Annotated in this window: 24 protein-coding genes; 10 read left to right on the top strand and 14 right to left on the bottom strand. The window is 72.5% G+C overall.

Annotated features, from left to right (window positions below):
* The first annotated feature begins 41 nt into the window (after positions 1 to 41).
* Together BCD49_RS01540 and BCD49_RS01545 are read left to right on the top strand one after the other, a co-directional pair.
* Positions 42 to 749, top strand: a complete 708-nt coding sequence (locus tag BCD49_RS01540; RefSeq protein ID WP_035924243.1) for a pentapeptide repeat-containing protein — start codon at positions 42 to 44, stop codon at positions 747 to 749.
* Positions 750 to 955: 206 nt separating this feature from the next.
* Entirely contained in the window at positions 956 to 1,363 is a 408-nt protein-coding gene (locus BCD49_RS01545; RefSeq protein ID WP_007514344.1) for a hypothetical protein, read from the top strand.
* A gap of 112 nt (positions 1,364 to 1,475) precedes the next feature.
* Here BCD49_RS01545 and BCD49_RS44700 read toward each other — a convergent pair whose 3' ends face one another.
* Entirely contained in the window at positions 1,476 to 2,069 is a 594-nt protein-coding gene (locus BCD49_RS44700) for a hypothetical protein (protein WP_007514343.1), read from the bottom strand.
* A gap of 467 nt (positions 2,070 to 2,536) precedes the next feature.
* Between BCD49_RS44700 and BCD49_RS01555 the strand changes: the two genes are divergently transcribed.
* Positions 2,537 to 2,917 (top strand): STAS domain-containing protein, encoded by a 381-nt coding sequence (locus BCD49_RS01555; RefSeq protein ID WP_007514341.1) that lies wholly within the window; start codon positions 2,537 to 2,539, stop codon positions 2,915 to 2,917.
* A 127-nt stretch (positions 2,918 to 3,044) separates the two neighbouring features.
* Here the strand turns inward: BCD49_RS01555 and mshD are convergent, their stop codons facing one another.
* Together mshD and BCD49_RS01565 are read right to left on the bottom strand one after the other, a co-directional pair.
* The gene (gene mshD, locus BCD49_RS01560; protein ID WP_007514339.1) at positions 3,045 to 4,097 is read right to left on the bottom strand and encodes a mycothiol synthase; all 1,053 of its coding nucleotides are present in this window, start codon (positions 4,095 to 4,097) and stop codon (positions 3,045 to 3,047) included.
* A gap of 132 nt (positions 4,098 to 4,229) precedes the next feature.
* Entirely contained in the window at positions 4,230 to 4,976 is a 747-nt protein-coding gene (locus BCD49_RS01565; protein WP_007514337.1) for a winged helix-turn-helix transcriptional regulator, read from the bottom strand.
* 131 nt (positions 4,977 to 5,107) lie between these two features.
* On the opposite strand from BCD49_RS01565, the gene BCD49_RS01570 reads away from it, so the two are divergent.
* The 5 genes from BCD49_RS01570 (at position 5,108) to BCD49_RS01590 (ending at position 8,761) form a co-directional block, all read left to right on the top strand.
* Complete coding sequence (locus BCD49_RS01570) at positions 5,108 to 6,058, top strand: alpha/beta fold hydrolase (protein WP_007514335.1); 951 nt, start codon at positions 5,108 to 5,110, stop codon at positions 6,056 to 6,058.
* Positions 6,051 to 6,329, top strand: a complete 279-nt coding sequence (locus BCD49_RS01575) for a MoaD/ThiS family protein (protein ID WP_083401185.1) — start codon at positions 6,051 to 6,053, stop codon at positions 6,327 to 6,329. The genes BCD49_RS01570 and BCD49_RS01575 overlap by 8 nt, the downstream gene beginning before the upstream one ends.
* Before the next feature lie 230 nt (positions 6,330 to 6,559).
* Entirely contained in the window at positions 6,560 to 7,576 is a 1,017-nt protein-coding gene (locus tag BCD49_RS01580) for a hypothetical protein (protein ID WP_071041033.1), read from the top strand.
* Between the two features lie 10 nt (positions 7,577 to 7,586).
* Positions 7,587 to 8,351 carry an LmeA family phospholipid-binding protein gene (locus BCD49_RS01585; RefSeq protein WP_007514329.1) on the top strand — a complete coding sequence of 255 codons (765 nt, stop codon included), beginning with the start codon at positions 7,587 to 7,589 and terminating at the stop codon, positions 8,349 to 8,351.
* Positions 8,352 to 8,398: 47 nt separating this feature from the next.
* On the top strand, positions 8,399 to 8,761 hold the full coding sequence (locus BCD49_RS01590) for a DsrE family protein (RefSeq protein WP_027140184.1): 363 nt from the start codon (positions 8,399 to 8,401) through the stop codon (positions 8,759 to 8,761).
* A 570-nt stretch (positions 8,762 to 9,331) separates the two neighbouring features.
* Here BCD49_RS01590 and BCD49_RS01600 read toward each other — a convergent pair.
* The 5 genes from BCD49_RS01600 to BCD49_RS01615 form a co-directional block, all read right to left on the bottom strand.
* Positions 9,332 to 9,631: a DUF1416 domain-containing protein gene (locus tag BCD49_RS01600; RefSeq protein WP_007514324.1), complete on the bottom strand. Its 300-nt coding sequence runs from the start codon at positions 9,629 to 9,631 to the stop codon at positions 9,332 to 9,334.
* Positions 9,632 to 9,633: 2 nt separating this feature from the next.
* Entirely contained in the window at positions 9,634 to 10,467 is an 834-nt protein-coding gene (locus tag BCD49_RS01605) for a sulfurtransferase (protein WP_007514322.1), read from the bottom strand.
* Positions 10,464 to 10,883: a DUF4395 domain-containing protein gene (locus BCD49_RS01610; protein ID WP_007514321.1), complete on the bottom strand. Its 420-nt coding sequence runs from the start codon at positions 10,881 to 10,883 to the stop codon at positions 10,464 to 10,466. The genes BCD49_RS01605 and BCD49_RS01610 overlap by 4 nt, the downstream gene beginning before the upstream one ends.
* A 116-nt stretch (positions 10,884 to 10,999) precedes the next feature.
* Positions 11,000 to 11,077, bottom strand: coding sequence for an Ms5788A family Cys-rich leader peptide (locus BCD49_RS46285; RefSeq protein ID WP_425343331.1), 78 nt, complete (start codon positions 11,075 to 11,077; stop codon positions 11,000 to 11,002).
* 112 nt (positions 11,078 to 11,189) lie between these two features.
* Positions 11,190 to 11,819 (bottom strand): thioredoxin family protein, encoded by a 630-nt coding sequence (locus BCD49_RS01615; RefSeq protein WP_007514320.1) that lies wholly within the window; start codon positions 11,817 to 11,819, stop codon positions 11,190 to 11,192.
* Between the two features lie 875 nt (positions 11,820 to 12,694).
* Between BCD49_RS01615 and BCD49_RS01620 the strand changes: the two genes are divergently transcribed.
* Positions 12,695 to 13,249, top strand: coding sequence for an FABP family protein (locus BCD49_RS01620; protein ID WP_007514319.1), 555 nt, complete (start codon positions 12,695 to 12,697; stop codon positions 13,247 to 13,249).
* Positions 13,250 to 13,262: 13 nt separating this feature from the next.
* Here BCD49_RS01620 and BCD49_RS01625 read toward each other — a convergent pair whose 3' ends face one another.
* Both BCD49_RS01625 and mshA read right to left on the bottom strand, forming a co-directional pair.
* Positions 13,263 to 13,778 carry a YbjN domain-containing protein gene (locus tag BCD49_RS01625; protein ID WP_027140183.1) on the bottom strand — a complete coding sequence of 172 codons (516 nt, stop codon included), beginning with the start codon at positions 13,776 to 13,778 and terminating at the stop codon, positions 13,263 to 13,265.
* Positions 13,779 to 13,899: 121 nt separating this feature from the next.
* Positions 13,900 to 15,276, bottom strand: coding sequence for a D-inositol-3-phosphate glycosyltransferase (mshA, locus tag BCD49_RS01630; protein WP_007514317.1), 1,377 nt, complete (start codon positions 15,274 to 15,276; stop codon positions 13,900 to 13,902).
* Between the two features lie 394 nt (positions 15,277 to 15,670).
* On the opposite strand from mshA, the gene BCD49_RS01635 reads away from it, so the two are divergent.
* On the top strand, positions 15,671 to 16,495 hold the full coding sequence (locus BCD49_RS01635) for a class I SAM-dependent methyltransferase (RefSeq protein ID WP_007514316.1): 825 nt from the start codon (positions 15,671 to 15,673) through the stop codon (positions 16,493 to 16,495).
* 55 nt (positions 16,496 to 16,550) lie between these two features.
* Here the strand turns inward: BCD49_RS01635 and BCD49_RS01640 are convergent, their stop codons facing one another.
* The 4 genes from BCD49_RS01640 to BCD49_RS45770 all read right to left on the bottom strand — a co-directional run bounded on the left by BCD49_RS01640 (position 16,551) and on the right by BCD49_RS45770 (position 20,137).
* A complete protein-coding gene (locus BCD49_RS01640; protein ID WP_071041034.1) occupies positions 16,551 to 17,108 on the bottom strand; it encodes an O-acetyl-ADP-ribose deacetylase in 558 nt (185 codons plus the stop codon).
* A 307-nt stretch (positions 17,109 to 17,415) separates the two neighbouring features.
* Positions 17,416 to 18,363: an aldo/keto reductase gene (locus tag BCD49_RS01645; RefSeq protein WP_027140182.1), complete on the bottom strand. Its 948-nt coding sequence runs from the start codon at positions 18,361 to 18,363 to the stop codon at positions 17,416 to 17,418.
* A gap of 165 nt (positions 18,364 to 18,528) precedes the next feature.
* Positions 18,529 to 19,179: a hypothetical protein gene (locus BCD49_RS01650; protein ID WP_007514313.1), complete on the bottom strand. Its 651-nt coding sequence runs from the start codon at positions 19,177 to 19,179 to the stop codon at positions 18,529 to 18,531.
* A gap of 145 nt (positions 19,180 to 19,324) precedes the next feature.
* A complete protein-coding gene (locus BCD49_RS45770) occupies positions 19,325 to 20,137 on the bottom strand; it encodes a helix-turn-helix domain-containing protein (RefSeq protein WP_083401186.1) in 813 nt (270 codons plus the stop codon).
* Positions 20,138 to 20,273: the final 136 nt, after the last annotated feature.

Raw genomic sequence — 20,273 nt, forward strand, 5'->3', positions numbered from 1 at the left:
CCAGACCGAGACGTGTCGGCGGCGTCCGGGATGCTGATGCCATGGCGACCACGCGGCGACGCAGTGACCCGTGGACTCCGGTGGTACCTGACCTGCCGCCTGAGCCAACCCGGCCGGCCGGCGGCGGCGACGGCGGCGGTGGTGGTGGTCGGGGGCTGGCGGAGACGATCGAGTTGGCGGAGCTGCTTGCCGAGGCCGGCGACGGCGACGGGCGTGACCTCCGGCTGGTTGGCGTCCGGGTGGCCGCGCTGCGGGTGGTCGGCGGGCAGCTTGCCGGCGTGACTCTGCGGGACGTGGCGGTGCGGGACGTCGCGCTGGCCGGCACCGTCGTCGACGGCGGCGCGGCGACCAGGGTGACGGTCGACGGCGGCCGGCTTTCGGGGGCCGTCTGGGTGGACGGCGAGATCCGCGACGCGCGGCTGACCGACGTGCGCGCGGACGGCCTGACCCTGCGGTTCTGCCGGTTGCACCGCTCCCGGTTCGAGGGCTGCGACCTGACCGGCCTGGACCTGACGCGTGCCCGGCTCGACCATGTCGAGTTCGTCCGCTGCGATCTGACGGGCGCCGACTTCACCGGCGCGACCGTCGCCGCGGCCCGCTTTGCCGACTGCCGGTTCGACCGGCTGACGGGCGCGAGTGGCCTCGCCGGCGCCGAGATCGACGCCGGCGGCCTCATGGGTCTGGCGCCGTCGCTCGCCGTTGCCCTCGGCATCACCGTCCTCGCGGACCCGGCGACGTCCCGGGCCTAGGCCTGGCTCGCCGTCCGGTCGGAAAGTCCTTCTTGTGTTCGATGGGTGACTTTATCCATACGGAGCGTTTCGACCCGGTGTCCAGGCCTCAGGGCCCCCGTGCTTATATCGGTGCGTCGAGTGGGTCGGCGGTGCTGGGCATCGAGGTTGCGAGGCCGCACGGCCGGGCCGACGGAGGTCGCCGGGAAGGGCGAGGGAGCCGGGACATGGGTGAGACCGTGGACGATGGGGCCTGCGGCGAGTGGCAGCGGGTGCCGGAGGAGATCGTGCAGCGGCTGGGTGACGTGCCGGGTGCCGCCTATGAGGTGCCCGATGAGGTGACCTGCGCGTTGGAGGGCGGTCACGAGGGCAACCACACGGCCGTGCTGCAGGGCTGGGGCGACGACGAGGTGTGGCTGCTCTGGGCGGTGCCGAAGACCGTCGTGAACCCGAGCTGTCGGGCGGATGGGCTGACCTGCCTGCTTCCCGCTGGGCACGCCGGCCGCCACCATGTGATCATGGCGGACGTCGTCGAGGACGAGGGGCCGTACTGGGTCGACGACCGCGCGGAGCTCGACGCCCGGCTCGCCGCGAGCCAGGCGGGGCCGGACCGCGGGTCCGCCAAGCCCGCGTAGGAACTCGCCAGCCCGGCCCCGGCCCCCGGTCCTTGGCACTCGGGATCCGTCCGGCACCCGGGATCCTTCTGTGGGGTTCCCGCTCGGTGACGCTCGGGATCCCGCGGGCTCGCTATGCGTTCGCGCGTGGCGTCGTCGCGAAGATCAGGACGACGTCGGCGTCGGCGCCGAAGTCGACCAGCTCCGCGGATGACGGCAGCGTGCCGAGCGCGTCGCGCAGCTCGGCGGCGCTCGCCCCTTCGCTGGCCGTGACCGTGTGCATCATCGCCAGGCCGTCGTCCTCGCCGTCCTCGCCGTCCTCGCCGATCTTGTAGTTCTTGTCGTTCTCGTCCGGAATGACGCCGTCCCCGCTCGCCGTCGCGGCCGCCGGGTCCGCGGGCTCGGTGCCAGCCAGATTGGGCCGACCCGGCTTCCCTCCCGGGAGACGGTCCGAGCCGCCGTCCGGGTGCGCGGGGGTGGCGGTGACGGCCAGCACGGCGGCGGACGACAGCGCCTCCGCCAGTCGCCGGGCCTCCACGGGTAGCAGGTACACCGCGTTGAGGACATCCAGCAACGACGACTGCAGTCGCAGGACGACGACGCGGGTCGCGTCGTCGATGCCCGGCTGGGTGCCGACCGTGACGGCGCTCCCGTCGAGCTCGCTCACGAGCGTGAGCGGCTTCGTGGGCGCGCCCGGCCGGGGGGCAAGGGCCTGTTCATCGCACATGGCCCCAAGGTCGCACCCGCGCTCGCCTGATCCCACCCCGCGCGGCGGGGAGCTTTTCGCGCTCGGCCGCGCCCGGCCGAAACGAAACCGGGGCGCGGAGGATTGACGGTTGGTCTTCTGTCGTGCACCGAGCGTCAAAACGAAGGGTGAACTCCGCTGACGGGGTGTGAGTCCTGTCGAGGAGGGGTACGACGCTGCTCGGTGACGGGCCTTGCATCCCGCTACGTCACCGACCGAGGTATCCGAACCTGATCACCGTCACGACTACGGTGACCCGGGCCAGGAGCTCTGCCGATCTGCTATCGCCAAGTCAGCGTTGTTCCTTGGCGATGAGCTGATGAGGCGGGTAGCTGGATCGCGCCTGTTCGGGCGTGCACGACGCGAGGCTGTTTCGGCCGCTCCCCGCGCCGCCAGGACGAGGCCGCGTGTCCGCCGGGACGTCCCGGATGGACGTTAAGGCGGGAGCAATGATCCTGAGAGTGCGAGTCGAAGTTACGGGTCCGCATGCAATCGTGATCTGGCCCGAGGGGGACGTCGATTACTCCTCCCTCGATCCACTACGGGAAGCCCTTATGGATGCCCGGATGGCGGGCGTCAGCGAGATCGTCGTTGATTTCACCGAAGTGGGGTTCCTGGACTCGCAGGGCCTGGCTGTCATCCTTTACGCCCACCGGCGGCAGCGCTCCACCGGCGGTCGCCTGATCCTGCGCAACCTCAACGACATGGCCCGGCGCCTGTTGCACGTGACGAACCTGACCACGGTGCTCGACGTCGAGGGCGGCGTGGGCGAGCGGCCGACGGCAGCGGCCGCGGCCGCCGCGTCGCGCGCGGCCTTCCGCGACGAGTAACCCGAACGGACGCCGCCGCGGGAAGGCCCCGCCGTCATGCCTGACTGGCATGCGTCCCGGGCTGGCGTGGCCTGCGTGGGTCGCGTGGCTGGCGTGACGCCGCGGCTGGTGGCGGCCGGCCGGGAGGTCAGCTGACGGCGACGTGCCGGCGGTACTGCGCGTCGACGGCGTAACGGGTGAAGCCAAGGCGTTCGTACATCCGGACCGCGTGGGCGTTGTCCTCGTCGGCGTAGAGCATCACCGTGGCGAGGCCGCGGCCGCGCAGGTAGCGCAGCCCGGCCAGGGTCAGCGCGCGGCCCAGCCCTCCGCCGGCGCCCGCCGGGTCGACCCCGACGACGTAGACCTCTCCGACCGCAGGCGCCTGGCCCTGTCCGGGCCGACCGCCGGGCGGGGCCGGATCCTCGGCGTGCACCTTCGTCCAGTGGAACCCGATCAGCTCGCCGTCCCGCTCGGCCAGGAAGAAGCCCGCCGGATCGAACCAGGGCTCCGCCTCGCGCGGCAGCAGGTCCTGCTCGGTCCAGCGGCCCTGCTCAGGGTGGCTGGCGAACGCGCGGGCGTTGAGCGCGAGCCAGGCCTGCTCGTCGCGGCCCGGCTCGAACTCCCGCACGGTCACGCCCGCGGGCCACGTCGGCTCGGGTAGCTCGTCCTTGGCGGGCTCGTCCTGGGCGGACCCCGCGTCGGCGACGAGCGGACGGCGCAGCTGCAGCAGCACTCGGCCACGCTCGAACCCCACGCGCGCCGCGAGCGCGGCCGCGGCCGCCGAGTCGCCGTGCGCCCAGAGGCTCAGGGTCGCCGGGCTCGCGGGCGCCGCGACCTCGGCCGATGACTCGCCGGCCGCACGCTGGAGGAGGGCCTCGACGAGGGCGGACCCGACTCCCCGGCGCCGCCGGTCCGGGCGGACGACCAGCTCCGCCTCCCACGCGCCGTCACCAGCGTGGGCGAGGTGCGCATAACCGGTCACGTCGCTCGCGGCCGAGCTCGCGGCCGACCCGCCAGCGGCCGGATCGGTGGCGAGCAGGTGGAACCGGCCTGGCGTCGGGCCCGCCCCTGGCCGGACCGTCAGGGCGACGTCATCGGAGACCGGCCCGACACCATCGGCGGCGTGCGCGGCCGCGACGACCGAGTTCACCTCGGCGGACTCGGCCGCCGTCAAACTGTCCGACCAGCCCAAAGACGTCACAGGCAGACGGTAACCACCCGGATGGCGCCGCGCACCCGTCGAGCAAGCAACCTAAGACGACCGTGCTTTTGGGGCGCGCGACGTCCGCGCGCCCCAAAACCACGGTCGCGAAGCGAGCTTTCTCAGACTGGCTCAGACACGCTCGGGGGTGCGCAGCTCGTCGCGCTCGACGCGCCCGGCGGCGTTCGAGTCGGGCAACGGAGTGATCGGCGGGGCGACGAACTTGTAGCCGACGTGCCGCACGGTGCCGATCATCGACTCGTGCTCGGCGCCCAGCTTGGCGCGCAGCCGGCGGACGTGGACGTCCACCGTGCGGGTACCGCCGTAGTAGTCGTAGCCCCAGACTTCCTGCAGCAGCTGGGCGCGGGTGAAGACCCGGCCGGGGTGCTGGGCGAGGTACTTGAGCAGCTCGAACTCCTTGAAGGTGAGCTCGAGGGGCCGGCCGCGCAGTTTCGCCGAGTAGGTCGTCTCGTCCACGGAGAGGTCACCCGAGCGGATGACGCCGGCCTCCGCGGTGCCGCCGGCGGCGGCCACCCGGCCGATCGCGAGCCGCAGCCTGGCCTCGACCTCCGCCGGGCCGGCCGTGTCGAGTACCACGTCGTCGACGCCCCAGTCCGCGGACACGGCGGCCAGGCCGCCCTCGGTGACCAGGGCGAGCAGTGGGGTGGTCAGGCCGGTGGTGCGCAGCAGGCGGCAGAGACCACGGGCGATGACGAGCTCGCGGCGGCCGTCGACGGCGATAACGTCGACCGGCGGGGCGTCGAGCAGGGCGCTGGCCTCCAGCGGGGCGACACGCACGGTGTGGGTGAGCAGCCCCAGCGATGGGAACGACTCGGCGGACGGACCTGGGGCGTTGGTGAGCAAAAGGACGACGCTCAAGACGACTCCTCCATGTGCGGCGGATGGTGGTGGGGCAGCGTCGACCCAAGTGGAGCGGTGTTACCGAACCCGGGCGTCTCACGACCGTCATGGGCATGAAACGCACATCGGTACGTGAGGAGGATAGCGGAGTGCTCCACCGCGCTCCCACCGTCTACCGGCTTCTTCCGACGGCCGATGCTGAGATCCTGGCCACTGCATTTCTCGATCAGGGCTCTTTGGTGGGGTCCGTCACCCCGCCAACAGCGGTCGTGCTGGTCGCGGGCTTCTCCGGGACGATCCGCCGACCAGCCGTACGGTCCGTGGCGGAGGGCCTGCGGTGGCACGCGGGCGTGCTCATGGTCGAGACGCGTGGTCACGGCAGGTCGACGGGTGCCTGTACGTTCGGCGACCGCGAGGTCTTCGACGTGGACGCGGCTGTCGGTGAGGCCAGGCGGCTCGGGTACGAGCGGGTCGTGACCGTCGGCTGGTCGATGGGCGGCGCGGCGGTGGTCCGGCAGGCGGCGCTCGCGAGCTCGCGAGCGCCCGTGTACGGGCATCGACTGCGCCATCGTCCGGACGCCGTGGTCACGATCAGCGCGACCAGCCGATGGTTCGTGCGTGACACCGCTCCGCTTCGGCGCATCCTCTGGATGGCGGAGACCAGGGCCGGGCGGTTGGTCGCGAGGACGGTCTTCGGAGTACGGATCTCGTCGCGGCCCTGGCCGACGCTCGCCACCGAGCGTCCGTCGGCGCCCGTCGACCTGATCGGCCAGGCGGCCTCGGTCCCGGTACTGATCGTGCATGGCGATCTGGACGGATACTTCACTCTGGACCATCCGCGGGCGCTCGCCGCGGCCGCCGGGCCACGGGCCCGGCTCTGGATCGTTCCTGGTTTCGGGCACGCGGAAACGGGGGCCGTGCCAGGACTCGTCGACCGGGTCGGGAGGTATCTCCCATATCTTCTGGACGGCCACCGGCAGGACTCCGTATTCAGCGTCGATAACCCCTGGGAAACCCCTGTGAAACATATCGGCAACCGGCCCGGGGCGCCGTCCAACCACGGCGCGGCTCACCGCGTCGTTCCTATGGCGGATGGGTGAGGTAATCGTGTCGGGTGTGGCGGAAGTTACCGTTCGGTACTGGGCGGCGGCGCGGGACGCGGCTGGAGTGACCGAGGAGTGCCTGATGGCCGACACGCTGGCCGCGGTGATCGAGGCCGCCGTCGCCCGGCACGGCCAGCGGCTCGCCGATGTGCTGACCCGGTGCTCGTTCCTCGTCGACGAGCAGCCCGCGGGCCGGCGCGACCCGGCGACGGTGGCCCTGCGCCCGGGCAGCGTCGTGGAGGCGCTTCCGCCCTTCGCCGGTGGCTGACGGTACCGGCCGGCCGCCGCCAACCGCCGCCCGCTGATGATCATCGAGGATGTCGGGCAGGCTGCCAGCGGGTGACGTGACAGCATGAGGGGGTGCGTGCCCGCGATCCACGGACCTGCGCGCCCGCCGGATCGGCGGGCGTCGAGCCCTCATCGAACCCACCGCTCCCGGACTCGTCGGCCTTGCCAGCTCGGGCCCCGAAGCGGGCCGCCCGCGACGGCGGATGGTGGGTGACGGCCGCGCTGCTCGGCGCGGCGCTGGCCGCCGCCCTCCCGGCCGCTGCGGCGATGGCAGGCACTCCGGCCCTGGCTGCCGTGCTGCTCGTCGAACAGCTGGTGTTCGGCTGGGCCTGGGTCGCCGTGCTCCGGGCCTCCCGGCCGACGGTGCTGCTGCTCGCGGCGGCGGCGCTCACCGCCGACGGCGCGGTGCTCGGCGCCGCCCACCATGACCTCGGCAGCCTCGCCGGCATCGTCGGTGCCGGGATCGCCGTAGTGATCGTCTACCAGCTGGTCCGCCGCCGCCGCGCCGGTGCCATCCCCGCCACGTCGGACGCCTCCACGCCGCCGGCGGCGGACGCGCCGGCCCGGGCCCGGGTGACGGCCGAGCTCGCGGCCGCGCTCGGTGGCGGCACCCTGGTGGCGTTTCTCGCCGGGCTGCTCGCGCTGCGGGCTCAGCCGGGGGCGCCCGCGCCGGGTGAGCTGCTCGTCGCCATCGGGCTGGCCGGCGCTGGCGGGGCGGTGCTCGTCGCGTGGCTGACCGGCCTGCTGGGCGCTGGGACGCTGGTGGCCGGCGGGCTTGGCCTCGCCGCCGGTACCGGGCTGGGCGCGGCCTACGGTGCGTATACGGACGAGCTGGCGGCCGGCTCGGGCGCGCTGCTCGCCGCTGCCGGCGCGCTCGCCGCGGCGGTGATGGGCGTGCTGATCGCCCGGGCCGGCGCGCCCTCGGCGGTCGTCGCCTCATCCGAGTCGGCGGCAGTGCCGGTCGACGCAGCGGTTGCGCCGAGGGACAAGACGCGGCCTGACCCGCCCGCGCGGTCGGCCACGGCGTCCGAGGGCTTGGGCGCATGGGCTCGGCGGGTCGGTGTCGGAGCGCTCGCGGACCTGCGTTCACCAGGCACACCGCTGCTGTCGGGCGGGGTTCGGGTCGGCCCGCTCGCGACCAAGCCAGTCGCGACCGCGCTGCTCGCGGCGGTGGCTCCACTGACCATCGCGGCACYGCTCATCTATCTGGTCGGACGGCATCTGTAAGGATGATCCGGTGGGCAGTCGGGCAATTCGGATCACAGTCGGTGTCGTCGTCGTTCTCCTGGTGCTGTTGTTCATTGGGGACAGGGTCGCGGCCCGGGTGGTTTCCGGCCAGATAGCGACCGAGGCGCAACGCAGCCAGAACCTGCCGACGAAACCGTCGGTGTCCATCGGCGGCGCGCTGTTCCTGCCCCAGGTCCTGCGCGGCGACTACCAGGACATCGACATCGACGTGCGCGGCAGTGTCCAGAACGGCCTGCGGGTCGATCGGGTGCGGTCGCATCTGGACGGCGTGCACATCCCGCTGTCCGACGTCATCAGTGGCGACGTCAAGAAGATCCCGGTCGACAGCCTGGACGCCGACGTAGAGGTGACCTACCCCGACCTCAACGCCTATCTGGCCACTCAGGGCATGAAGCTGACGGTCGCTCCGGCGGGCTCGGCAATCCGGATCAAGGGCACGGCGAACGTGTTCGGAACGGACTACCCGGTGGAGGGCACGGCGAGTATCGGCGTGGAGCCGGCCGCCTTCACCTTCACCCCGCGAGAGTTGGCCGACAGCGTCACCTCGGCGCTCCCGCCCGCGTGGCACGACGAGATCATCAAGCTGCTGACCATCAGGGTCCCGATCGAGGGGCTGCCCTTCAACCTGAAGCTGACGGCGGTCAACGTCCTGCCCGACCGCATGCGCTTCAGCGCCGCGGGCGAGCACGTCATCCTCGACACGACGACGATCCCGACCGGTACCCCGACGACGGCGCCGTCGCCAGCGGGTTAGTGCGCGGCGACGTCGGTGCAAGGACGACGCCGGTGGAAACTGGTCGCATGACTCGATCGCTCGTCATCAAGGTGACCGCCGGGATGGACGCGCCGGAGCGCTGCTCACAGGCGTTCACCGTCGCCTCCGTGGCCGCCAGCAGCGGGGTGGACGTGTCGCTGTGGCTGACCGGTGAGTCGGCCTGGTTCGCGCTGCCTGGCCGGGCGGCCGAGTTCAGCCTGCCGGAAGCGGCACCGCTGCCCGACCTTCTCGACGCGGTGCTCGCGGCCGGTCGGGTGACGCTGTGTACGCAGTGCGCGGCCCGCCGCTCGATCGGCCCAGACGACGTCATCGACGGGATCAGGATCGCGGGCGCGGCCACCTTCGTGGCCGAGGTGATGGAGGAYGGCGCCCAGGCCCTCGTCTACTGACGGCCCTCGTCTACCGGCAGGGCATCGGGCACCCGGCAGGGCATCGGGCACCCGGCGGGGCATCGGGCACCCGGCGGGCACTCGTCTGCTGGTGGGCATTGGGCTACCGGCGGGCGCCGAGTGTCCGTGGACCGGCGCCGTGCTGGACCGCGGACCACTACAGGGGCACTCCGTACTCATCCCGTGACTTTGTGTGGATGAGGTTAGATGATCATATGATGTCCGAGGCGCAGAGTCTGTACGCGGTTATTCAGTACGACGGCGCCGGACGCCAGGACGTCCGGCAGGTGGTCGCGCCCTTTCCCAATCGCGGCGCCGCCGCCACGTTCGCCGTCGACAACGAGATGCGACATTTCACGGTCCGTCCGATGGTTCTCGCCGCCCCGCCCGGCCCACCCTCGATCCCCGCTCCACGCCGCCCGAGCTAGGCAAACTTCGCCGGTTTTCCGTGAAACGCGACGAAGGCGGCGGAGGTCTCCCTCTGCCGCCTTCGCGCTTCTCGTCACAAACCTGGCCAGGAGGCCGACCCGGAATCAGGACCGGCCTGGCCGCCTCATGCCCGGCCTGGCGTTATGCCGCTACCTCGACGCGGGCGTCGACCGGCTCGCCCTGACGGGCGAAGACCTTCTGCTCGCCGCTTCCGCCTGGCACCAGCGCCCGCACGGTCCAGGTGCCCGGGCGGGCGAAGAACCGGAACTGGCCGGTCGCGGAGAGCGGAACCTCGGCGGTGAAGTCGCCGCCCTCGTCGAGCAGCCGCGCGTAGCCGGACGACACCGGCTCGCCGCCCTTGACGACGATTCCCTGGATCACGGTTTCCTTGGCCACGTCAATTCCTTCCGTCGACGGTCCGCCGGCGATAGCTCCACACATGCTCAGGCGCCCTTCTCGATCGGCACGCCGACGAGCGCGCCGTACTCGGTCCAGGAGCCGTCGTAGTTCTTCACGCCCGGCAGGCCGAGCAGCTCGTGCAGCGCGAACCAGCTGTGCGCGGAGCGCTCACCGATCCGGCAGTAGGCGATGATCTCCTTGGAGAGGTCGACACCGGCCTCGCTGTAGAGCTCGGTGAGCTCGTTGTTGCTCTTGAACGTGCCGTCCTCGTTGGCGGTCTTCGCCCACGGGATGTTCTTCGCCGTCGGGATGTGCCCGGCCTTCTGCGACTGCTCCTGCGGGAGGTGCGCCGGGGCGAGCAGCTTGCCGGCGAACTCGTCAGGCGACCGTACGTCGACGAGCGCCTTCTCACCGATCGCGGCGATGACCTCGTCGCGGAAGGCGCGGATGTCGGTGCGCGCCTCCTTGGCCTTGTACTGGGTCGCCGGCCGGGCCGTGACCTCGGTGGTCAGCTCGCGGCTGTCGAGCTCCCACTTCTTGCGGCCACCGTCGAGCAGCCGGACGTCGGCGTGGCCGTACAGGCTGAAGTACCAGTAGGCGTATGCGGCGAACCAGTTGTTGTTGCCGCCGTAAAGCACGACGGTCTGGTCGTTCGAGACGCCCTTGCCGGACAGGAGGGCCTCGAAGGCCTCCTTGTTGACGAAGTCACGGATGATCGGGTCCTGCAGCTCGGACTTCCAGTCCAGCCGGACGGCGCCCGGAATGTGGCCCTTGTCGTAGGCGGACACGTCCTCGTCGACCTCGACGAACACGACCGACGGGTCGGTCAGGTGCGCCTCGGCCCACGTCGCGTCAACCAGCGCCTGCTCGCGGCTCATGCGCGGGCTCCTCTCGCGTTGATGGATCGGATGAACAAGAAAAGATGACAGCCGAGACAGAACTCGAACGCGGCGTTCAGGAACGCGGCGGCGAAGGCGAAGGCCGTCGCCACATATCCCAGCGCGTCGAGCCCGGTCAGGAATCCGACGACGCCGACCGCGGCGAAGACGGCCCCGACGGCCTGGGCGAACCGGGGCGGAGCGGGGTCCTCGGTGGTGGCCGGGGGCCCCAGCCGCGGCCGGATCAGGTGCCGGAAGACCAGGGCGTACGGCGCGCGGCGCACGCCGCCGACCGCGCCGATGGCGAAGACGACCAGCTGAGCGAGCAACACCCACGGACTGCCGGTGATGAGGGCGACGGCGAGCACGAGCGCGGTGATGGTCGCGGCGAACCGCAGACCTCTGGGATCAACCACAGGGATCTTCTCCTGATAGGCGGGGCAGAGGCGGGTGAGGCCAGATCAGCCGGCGCGGTGGCGAGTGCCCGCCCGGCCAGTCGGCCGATCGCGGACATGCCCGGGCTAACGCCCAATCAGGAAAGTCGACACAAGCAGCTGCCCACGCGGCACAGGTCGACCGCGCGGCGCTTGATCAGATGTGTCGAGAACATAACGGTGCCACGTTAGCAGCGAACGTCACGCAGGTGTTAACGGTTGCGGCCCGAATCGAGTGATTTTTCCAGAAGACCACCGCGGCGATCGCACGGGGGTGGGGTGAGGTCGTCACCACCCGGCGGTGTCGGCCTCGGTCCCGGTCGTGAGCGGGCCCAGGGCGGCGATCACGGCCGCTCGGCCCGGCGGCGCACCACTCGCCCTGCTGATCTCCCGTGCGGCGGCGTCGAGCACCAGCACGGTCGGCGTCCGGCGAATCCCCAGCTGGCGGACCAGCTCGAGGTTGGCCTCCGCGTCGACCTCGACGTGCGCCACGCCCGGCACGATCCGGGCCACGTCGGCCAGCACGGCCCGGGTCGTCCGGCAGGGCGCGCAGAACGCGGTGGAGAACTGCAGCAGCGTCGCCCGCTGCCCGGCCCGCCCTCCGAGCGCCGCCAGCTCCGCCGCGAGCGACCCCGACGAAGGCTCCACCGGCTGATCCTCGACCGCGGCAGTCCCGCCAGGCGCCGTCACAGCGGAGCCGGCATCGAGGCCGACCGGCTCCGGGGCGGTCCCGTCCCGCTCCGAGCCACCGGGCATAGCCAGATCACCCGCCCCACCCGGCGCCGGCGCGTCGACCCGCGCGGCATGAGACGAGCGGAAGCGGCCATCGCGGCGCCGCAACGTCACTCCGATCGCGGTCGCGACGACCACAGCCGCCGCCAGCACCCACAGTCCCGTCACGACACCCACAATGACCACCGGTCCCACCCGAATTCCCGGCAACGCCCGTACGAGCGTCGTTCCCGGTCGACATGGTCCAGCGGGGGTCGGTGCGGAAGGTTGTTGCTGGTTCGCTGTGACATTGGTTCGCTCCGTGCGGGCGGCGCGCTCCGGCCCCGTACTCGCTTCGCTCCCACGGGACCTCCGCGCGCCGTCCTCCTGCGCTCACGGGCGCTCCGGCGACCTCGCTGCGGCCCGGCCCCGGTCGCTCCGCTCCGGGGCCGGGCCTCCGCGAGGCGCGCCTCCGCGCCCACACGGTCACCCGCCGCTGAACGTCACCAAACCGCAACAGGCCCATCTGTAGGGGCCACGTCGCTGCGCTCGTGGAGGCGAAGACCGCACGAGCGAAGCGAAGTGCCCCTACGAGCGCCGTGGTTTCGGGTTGGCGAGGTACAGCGGATCGCAACCGAGCTGGCGCGGAGGCGCACCTCGCGGAGGCTTCCCCACGAGCGAAGCGAAGTGGGGAAGCCGCAGCGAGGTCGCCGGAGCGCCCGTGAGCGCAGGAGGACACGGCCCGGAGGTAGCCCGCGAGCCGCCAGGCGAGCGGGCTGCCGGAGGGCCGTGCCCGCACGGAGCGAACCAGGAACAACCTTCTGCACCGACCCCGGGGCTTGCGAAGCGAGTACGGGGCCGGAGTGCCGTGCCCGCACGGAGCGAACCATAAAGTAGAGCGGTGCAGTACGTGTTCACAGGGTTGTTGGCGGCGGTCGCGTTGCTGATCGGGTGGTGCTCGATGTACGCGGCCTACCGGCTCTACCAGGGCCAACGCTGACCTGCCCGAACAGGATGCAATCCTGCCCGTAGGGCAGGCCAGGAAATGCCGCCAACAGGCGCCGTGACGCGAGGAGAACCAGGTGGCGAGCACGACCGGCCCGGCGCCGAGCGGGACGTCGGTCCCCGACCTGCATCCCAGCCTCGCGCCGTTGGCGTTTCTGATTGGGACCTGGCACGGCTCGGGTGTCGGGGGCTACGAGGACCTGCCGGACTTCCGCTACGAGCAGGAGATCACCTTCCTGTCGACCGGCCGGCCGGCGCTCGCCTACGCGTCGACGACCTGGTGGGCCGACGAGCCGCGGGACGGCCGTGAGCCGGGGAGCCCGCTGGCCACCGAGACCGGCTTCTGGCGGCTGCAGGACGACCCGGACAAGCCCGGAAGCAAGATCGTCGAGGTGTCCCTCGCTCACCCGTTCGGCATCGCCGAGATCTACGTCGGCACGCTGAGCGGCACCAGGATCGAGCTCGACTCGAACGTCGTCGTGCGAACCGCCACCGCCCGCGAGGTCACCCGTTCGGTCCGGCTCTACGGCATCGTCGAGGGCGGCGACCTCGCCTACGCGATCGACATGGAGGCCGGCGGCAAGCCGCTTCAGCCTCACCTCTCCGCCCGCCTGCAAAAGGTCGAGGTCTGACCGCGGGACCGCTCTACTCCTGGGCGCGGGCGGCGCGGGCCTCGGCGGCCACCTTGGCGCGCCAGGCCTTCTCGCGGGCGATCGCCTGGGTGAAGCCGAGCGCGATCGCCGGGTCGAAGTTGTCGTCGGCGTAGGTGCCGGCGCAGCCGAGCAGCCGGTCGATCTCGTCGGCGTTGACCGCCGTCAGCGGCACCTGGCCGGTGAGGAAGATGTCGCCGATCCGGTCGATCGAGAAGTGCACGCCGTAGGTCTTGGCGTTCCGGCTGAGCAGGAACCCGTACGTCCCGGCGACGTTCTCCGCCGGCTTGCGCATGAAGAACGCCTCGACGAGCAGCGTGTGGTCCTGGACGACGAGCCAGGTCATCGTCCGCAGCTTGTGTTCGCCTTCGAGCGTGACCAGGAACGTTCCGACCCCGGGGTGCTCGTAGGCCAGCCCCAGATCGTCGAGCGCGTCTCTGATCACTCCGTCCAGCCGGGCGCGCTCCGCCTCGTCGATCCGCCCCACTGTGCCCACAGATGTCACGGTCATGACCGAGAACCTTCCCTGGTTTCGACCGCTCATACTGCCGGTCCTCGTTGCCAGCGGCGTGCTTCGCCGGACGTGAGCCACTCGACGTTCGGCGTGTTGCTCAGTGTGCGCCGCCGGCCGCTCAGTGTGCGCTACCCGTCAGCCTGCGCCGTCCGCGCGACCGGGTCACCGGCATGGGCATCGGCGCCGGGACGCCCGGCGCGGGGGAGAGGGCGGCGCCGTAGGCGGCGAGGACGCCCGTCGCGGTCGCCGACCAGCCGAAGCTGGACGCGTGCGCCCGGGCGCCGGTCGACAGCTGGCGCCGCCAGCCGGGCTGGGCCAGCAGCCTCGCCAGCACGTCCGCGTAGGCCGCCGGATCGCGCTCGCCGATGAGTACCCCCGACTGCCCGTCGGCGACGGCGGTGCGCAGCCCGCCGACGGCGGCCGCGACCACCGGCGTGCCGCAGGCCTGCGCCTCGATCGCGACCAGCCCGAAGCTCTCGCTGTGGCTCGGGACGATGACGGCGGTGGCCGCGCGGAACCAGTCGGCGAGCTCGGCACGTGGCACCGGGGGGCGAAACAGCACGACGTCGGAGATGCCGAGGTCGGCGGCGAGCTTGACCAGCGCGTCCGGCCGGTCCAGCCCGCTGCCGCTCGGGCCGCCGACCACGGCGACGGTGAGCGACTCACGCAGCCGGCCGTCGCGGCGCAGCAGCTCGGCCGTGGCGTGCAACAGCACGTCGGGGGCCTTCAGCGGCTGGATGCGTCCGACGAACAACAACAGGTGACCGTCCTTCGGCAGCCCGATCCGTCGGCGTGCCGCGGCCTGCTCACCGGGCCGGAAGACCTCCAGATCGACGCCGGGCGCGACGACGTCGACCGCGTGTGGGTCCGCCCCGTAGAGCTCGACGAGATGGCGGGCCTCCTCCGTGGTCGAGGCCACCAGCCGGGTCGCGGCGGCGACCACCTCCTGCTCGCCGAGCACCCGGGCCGTCGGCTCTGGCAGGTCCCCGGCGGCCAGCGAGCGGTTCTTGACCTTCGCGAGCGTGTGCGCGGTGTGGATGAGCGGGACGCCCCAGCGGCGGGCCGCAGTCAGCCCCACCTGGCCGGACAGCCAGTAGTGCGCGTGGACCAGGTCGAACCAGCCGGGCTCCCGCTCCGCCTCGGCGCGCAGCACGTCCGCGGTGAAGGCACATATCAAGGGGGGCAGCTCGGCCCGTTGCATCTCCTCGAAGGGGCCGGCCGGCACGTGCCGGACCGTCACGCCGGGATGGAGCTGCGCCACCGGGGGCAGGCCGCTGTTCGTCGCCCTGGTGAACACCTCGACCTCGGTGCCCAGCGCCGCGAGCTGGCGGGAGAGCTCGACGACGTAGACGTTGAGCCCGCCGGCGTCGCCCGTGCCGGGCTGCTCGAGCGGCGAGGTGTGCATCGACAGCATCGCGACCCGGCGGGGTACGGGACACCGGTCGTGCCGTTGGTGGGCCGGGGACGGTTCGCCTCCGCCTGCGACCAGCTGCACGACCACCTCCACGCACGTACCGCGAACCGGCCGACGGGCATCGCCCCGCTGTAGGACCGTCTCGGCGCTTTGTTACTCGGATATTGCTGACCCGGAAGTTGCAACGTGCGTGTCTGGCCGGGCATGYCCGGGTCTTTCCCGGCGCCCGGGGCGACCAGCCGCGGTGACCGTCCCACGAGGCCGACTGCCCACCTTAGGCGGGTTGTACCGGTACTCCCGCTGGTTTGGGCGGCGCGATCCTCCTCACGTTGGCGCATGTCCATCGCCCGACCGCGGCGCCAGCAGCAACCTGTATCCCCCTGAACGCCGGTGGTCATCCCCGTACCGGCCCGGGGCGGGCGGAGGCAGGACAGTACCGACCAACCGGGCCGGTGCCGTCTGTCAAGGTGGGGAGGTGACGGCGACGGCGCCGGGGCAGCGGCCCCCGCGGCTGGCGGCGGGCCGGGCCCGCGCGCTCGGCCTGCCGACCCGGGGCACGACCGCGCCGAACCGGCTGCGCCGGGTCGACCGTTGGCTGGCGGGAACCCAGGCGCCGCGGCTGCGCGCCGCGGCCGACCCACTCGTCGTCGACCTCGGGTACGGATCGTCGCCGGTCACCGCCGTCGAGCTCTACGACCGGCTACGCGCCATCTGCCCACCAGTGCGGGTGCTCGGCCTCGAGCTGGACCCGGAACGGGTCGCCGCCGCCCAGACCGCCGCCCGTCCGCCCGGCCTCGTCTTCGCCCGCGGCGGGTTCGAGCTCGCCGGCCGGCGCCCGCTCGTCATCCGGGCGATGAACGTGCTGCGCCAGTACGCCGAGCCCGAGGTCGAGCCCGCCTGGCGGACCATGCGGTCCCGCCTCGCCCCCGGCGGCCTGCTCGTCGAGGGCACGTGCGACGAGATCGGCCGCCGCGCCTGCTGGTTCGCGCTGCCCGCCGAAGGCCCGGGGACGTTGACACTCTCCGCGCACCTGCCGAGCCTCGAACGCCCGTCCGAGCTGGCTGAGCGGCTCCCCAAGGCCCTGATCGCCCGCAACACCCCCGGCGAGCCCATCCACGCGCTGCTCATCGCTCTCGACGCCGCGTGGGACCGCGCCGCCAGCTATGCCCCGTTCGGCCCTCGAACCCGTTGGTCCCAGGCCGTATCGACACTCCGCGCCGATGGCTGGGCGATCCACCGAACCCCCCGCCGCTGGCGCCTCGGCGAGCTGACCCTTCCCTGGCCGCCGCCCGCCGCCTGAACCGCCGCGGGGAACGACAGCGCCAGCCCGCGGCTCGATCTTGGCGACCGGCAGGTCACTCACCGGTCTGGGTCCGGGGCCGGGCCCGGCTCAGGGAGTAGGCGGACTCGAAGGCTCGGAGGGYGGCGCGGGTGAAGAGGACGAAACGAACCTCCTCGAGGGACGACGGGGTTTCCACAACGGCCCCGACCGCGATGCGGGCGGCGTCGGCCAACGGCCAGGCGAAGGCGCCCGTGCTCACGGCCGGGAACGCGATCGTGCGGGCCTCCAGGGCCGCCGCGACGCGGATCGCCTCGACGTAGCAGGAGCGCAGCAGCGTCGAACGGTCCGCACGCGTCGAGTAGACCGGGCCGACCACGTGGATGACGTGCCTGGCGGGTAGCTGGCCGGCCGTCGTCGCCACCGCGCCGCCCGCTGGCAGACCTTTGGGGTATTCGGTCTCCCGCAGCCGTCGGCAGGCCGCGAGGATCTCCGGGCCGCCGGCCCAGTGGATCGCGCCGTCCACACCACCACCGCCGAGCAGCGACGAGTTCGCCGCATTGACGATCGCGTCGACCTGCTGCTGGGTGATGTCGCCGTGTACGAACGTGACCTTGGCCGTCGACGAGCTCATCCGAGCCGCTCCTCCCATCAGGACCTGGCTCGATTGTTCTCGCCGCGCACGTGACCGAGTGGCCAAGGCCAGCGAGGGTGGCGTCGCGAGGCCGGCGCCGCGGGGCCGCCCGCGGCGGTTCACCCGGTGGACGCGGCTTCGTGACGCCGGGCGTGGGCAGGCTGGGTGGTGCGCGGCGCCCACCGGCGTGCCTTTCCGCCGACGAGCCGGCGGGCGCTCGCGCGATGTCACTCGGTCACACGAGAGGTGACCATGCGGCTCAGCGCCGTGCCCGCACGGAGCGAACCAGAAGCGGAGCGAACCAGCGTCACCCCCGGTAGGTGGGGGCGATCTTGTCGAGGACGGCCAGGTCGTCGGCGCGGGGCTGCCACGCGCCGGCCGTCGCGTTCGCGCGGACCTGGGCGGCGCTGGTCGCCCCGGCGATGACGGAGGCGACGGCGGGCTGCGCGGCGAGGCCGCCGATCGCCACGTCGAGCAGCGAACGGTCCCGTTCCCTGGCGAACGTCTCCAGGGCCTCGACCTGGTCGAAGACCTCGTCGGTCAGCTCGTCCTGCCGGCCGGCCATCCGGGTACCGGCCGCCGGCGGCTCGTCGCGGGTGTACTTGCCGGTCAGGATTCCGTTGGCGAGCGGGAAGTAGGGCAGGACGCCGATCCCGTACTTCAGCGCCGCCGGCACCAGCTCGGCCTCGACGCCACGCTCCATCAGGTTGTAGTGGTTCTGCGCCGAGATGAACCGGGTGCGGCCCGAGGCTCGCGCCGTCCACTCGGCGTCCGCGGCCTCCCAGCCGTCGAGGTTGCAGGACCCGACATAGCGGATCTTGCCTTCCTTGACCAGCTCGTCGAGGGCTTCGAGCGTCTCCTCGATCGGCGTGACGCCGTCGAGGTTGTGCAGCTGGTAGAGGTCGAGGTAGTCGGTCTGCAGCCTGCTGAGCGAACCTTCGACGGCCTTGCGGATGTAACGGCGCGAGGCGCGTGCCCCATAGTCCGGGCCGTAGACGCCGGCCATGTCGTTGCCGAACTTGGTGGCGAGCACGACCTCGTCCCGGCGGGACCGCAGCACGTGCCCGAGCAGGGTCTCCGAGCCGCCCTTGTTGCCGTAGGTGTCGGCAGTGTCGAAGAAGTTGATGCCGGCCTCGATCGCGGCGTCGACGACGGCGCGGGTGCCGTTGAGGTCGACTCTCGACCCGAAGTTGTTGCAGCCGAGACCGACGACGGAGACCAACAGGCCCGAGTTGCCCAAGGGACGGTAGCGCATGACGGCCATACAACACCCGGACCACGACCGCCTGGCGCCCGGTCCGGCGATTCCCACCCCGGTCGATCGTCCGTCGCCTCGGGATGGCAAGACGTGCCCACCGCCCGCCCACGAGGCCGGCGAGCCTTGGGGCGAGGCGCTCCCGCGCCTCGCCCCAAGGACGTCCTAGCGAGTCGTCCGGCGGGGAAGCGGGGCCTGGCTGACGGCGGCCTTGCTGACGGCGTCCGCCGCCCGGCGAGCCGACGTGCTGGCCGCCTTGGTGCGGCTGACCGCGGTCTTCGTCCGGGTGACCGCCTCCTCGGTGGTGGGGTTGCGGCGGATCTCGGTGACCCGCTTCTCGCCGCGGTTCGCCCACGCGTTGTAGAGCTGGGTGGCCCGGCCCTGCAGACCCGACAGCTGGGCACCGACGGTCTCCGGCAGACCGCGGACCGTGGTGCCGACCTGGGTCGGGACCTTCGCCGCCTCGATCGTCAGCTCGCCGACCCGGTCGGACAGCCGACGCACCTCCGTGCTGGCCGTGGCCGGCAGGGCGCGCAGCTTCTCGACGGCCAGGTCCGCCGCGCCGACGTACGCGTAGAGCGGCTTGCGGACCTCGGACAGCTGGGCCCGGCGCTGGTCCGGCGCGGTCTTCGAGGCCGTCGTCGTGGCGGAGGCGCCCGCGCCGCGCGTCGTGGTGGAGGCGCCGGCGCCCGTGCCGCGCGTCGTGCCGCCCGCGCTCCTCGCGCCGCCGCTGGCCGAGGACTTCGGCGACGCCGCGGTGCTGGTGCGCCTGGTCTTGGCCGTGGACGTGGTGGACGTGGTCCGTTCGGTAGCCATCTGACCTCCTCCGCGAGCAGGACCGGTGGTCCCGCCGCGTATGTGTCTGCTGTTGTCGTCCTAGGGGCGGTGCACCACTTTTCGGGGTCAGTCGGGACACACCGTGATCTGAAGGCGGACGTCGGCGAGCCGGGCGCTCACCGAGCTACGGCTGGGGGGCCGTCGTCGGCGAGGCCTTCCCCGAGGATTCCTCGCCTACACCGCCGGGCCCGCCCGCGGCGGCGCCCGCGCCGTCGGTGGGGGCATCCGCCGCCGGACGCCGGGTCGTCGCGCGCCGGGTGGCGGCCCGCCGCGCGGGCTTCGCCGCGGCTGTCTCGCCGGTGGCTGTGGCGCGCGGCCGGCGGCCCGTGGTCCGGGCGGCCGCGGCCGGCGTGCCGCTCGATGCCGAGGCGCGTCGTGGGCGCCCCGTCGTCGTGGTCCGGCCGGCCGCCGGCGCTGCCGCCTCGGCCGCCGCCGGCTTGGGAATCGCCCGCGTGCCCGGAGCGGCGGCCTCCGCCGCCTCGGCCCCGTCCGTGGTGGGCGGCCTGGAGCCGGGTGTCTCGGCGGCGGTGCCGGGTTCCTCGACGGCCACGCCGGATGTCTCGCCGGCACCGTCGTCGGCGGCGGCGGCGGCCGCCACCGCGTTCTCCCGGCGGAACGCGTCGTAGATGTCGAGGATGACCTGCTTCTGGCGGGGGGTGAGGAACTCGTCGGCGAGCACGGCGGCGTGCAGGTTCTCGCCGCCCTCCCGCTCCTCGAGGATCCCGGCCTGCACGTAGAGGACCTCGGCGGAGATGCGGAGCGCCTTGGCGATCTGCTGCAGGATCTCCGCCGACGGCTTGCGCAGGCCCCGCTCGATCTGGCTGAGGTACGGGTTGCTCACCCCGGCCTGCTTGGCCAGCTGCCGCAGCGAGATCTGCGCCGTGCGCCGCTGGTCCCGGATGTAGTCGCCGAGTTCACGGACGTTCAAAGCCGCCACGGGCTCTCGACCTCCTTGCCAGACCGCCGCCGACACCGTCGTCACGCCGAGCCAGCCGGCGGCTGGAAGGCGGACCGGCCAGCTCACCGGCCGAGACGGCGGGTCGGCGCACGTTGCACACCGCGCCGACAATGGC

Source organism: Pseudofrankia sp. EUN1h (assembly GCF_001854645.1).
Lineage (GTDB): Bacteria > Actinomycetota > Actinomycetes > Frankiales > Frankiaceae > Pseudofrankia > Pseudofrankia saprophytica.

Coding starts and splice junctions, on each gene's coding strand:
- BCD49_RS01555 (WP_007514341.1), top strand. CDS start 2,537: ATGATCCTGAGAGTGCGAGTCGAAGTTACGGGTCCGCATGCAATCGTG.
- BCD49_RS46285 (WP_425343331.1), bottom strand. CDS start 11,077: ATGTTCTCGACACATCTGATCAAGCGCCGCGCGGTCGACCTGTGCCGC.
- BCD49_RS01645 (WP_027140182.1), bottom strand. CDS start 18,363: ATGCGCTACCGTCCCTTGGGCAACTCGGGCCTGTTGGTCTCCGTCGTC.
- BCD49_RS01625 (WP_027140183.1), bottom strand. CDS start 13,778: ATGACCGTGACATCTGTGGGCACAGTGGGGCGGATCGACGAGGCGGAG.
- BCD49_RS01540 (WP_035924243.1), top strand. CDS start 42: ATGGCGACCACGCGGCGACGCAGTGACCCGTGGACTCCGGTGGTACCT.
- BCD49_RS44700 (WP_007514343.1), bottom strand. CDS start 2,069: ATGTGCGATGAACAGGCCCTTGCCCCCCGGCCGGGCGCGCCCACGAAG.
- BCD49_RS01545 (WP_007514344.1), top strand. CDS start 956: ATGGGTGAGACCGTGGACGATGGGGCCTGCGGCGAGTGGCAGCGGGTG.
- BCD49_RS01600 (WP_007514324.1), bottom strand. CDS start 9,631: ATGTGTGGAGCTATCGCCGGCGGACCGTCGACGGAAGGAATTGACGTG.
- BCD49_RS01650 (WP_007514313.1), bottom strand. CDS start 19,179: ATGGCTACCGAACGGACCACGTCCACCACGTCCACGGCCAAGACCAGG.
- BCD49_RS01605 (WP_007514322.1), bottom strand. CDS start 10,467: ATGAGCCGCGAGCAGGCGCTGGTTGACGCGACGTGGGCCGAGGCGCAC.
- BCD49_RS01575 (WP_083401185.1), top strand. CDS start 6,051: ATGGGTGAGGTAATCGTGTCGGGTGTGGCGGAAGTTACCGTTCGGTAC.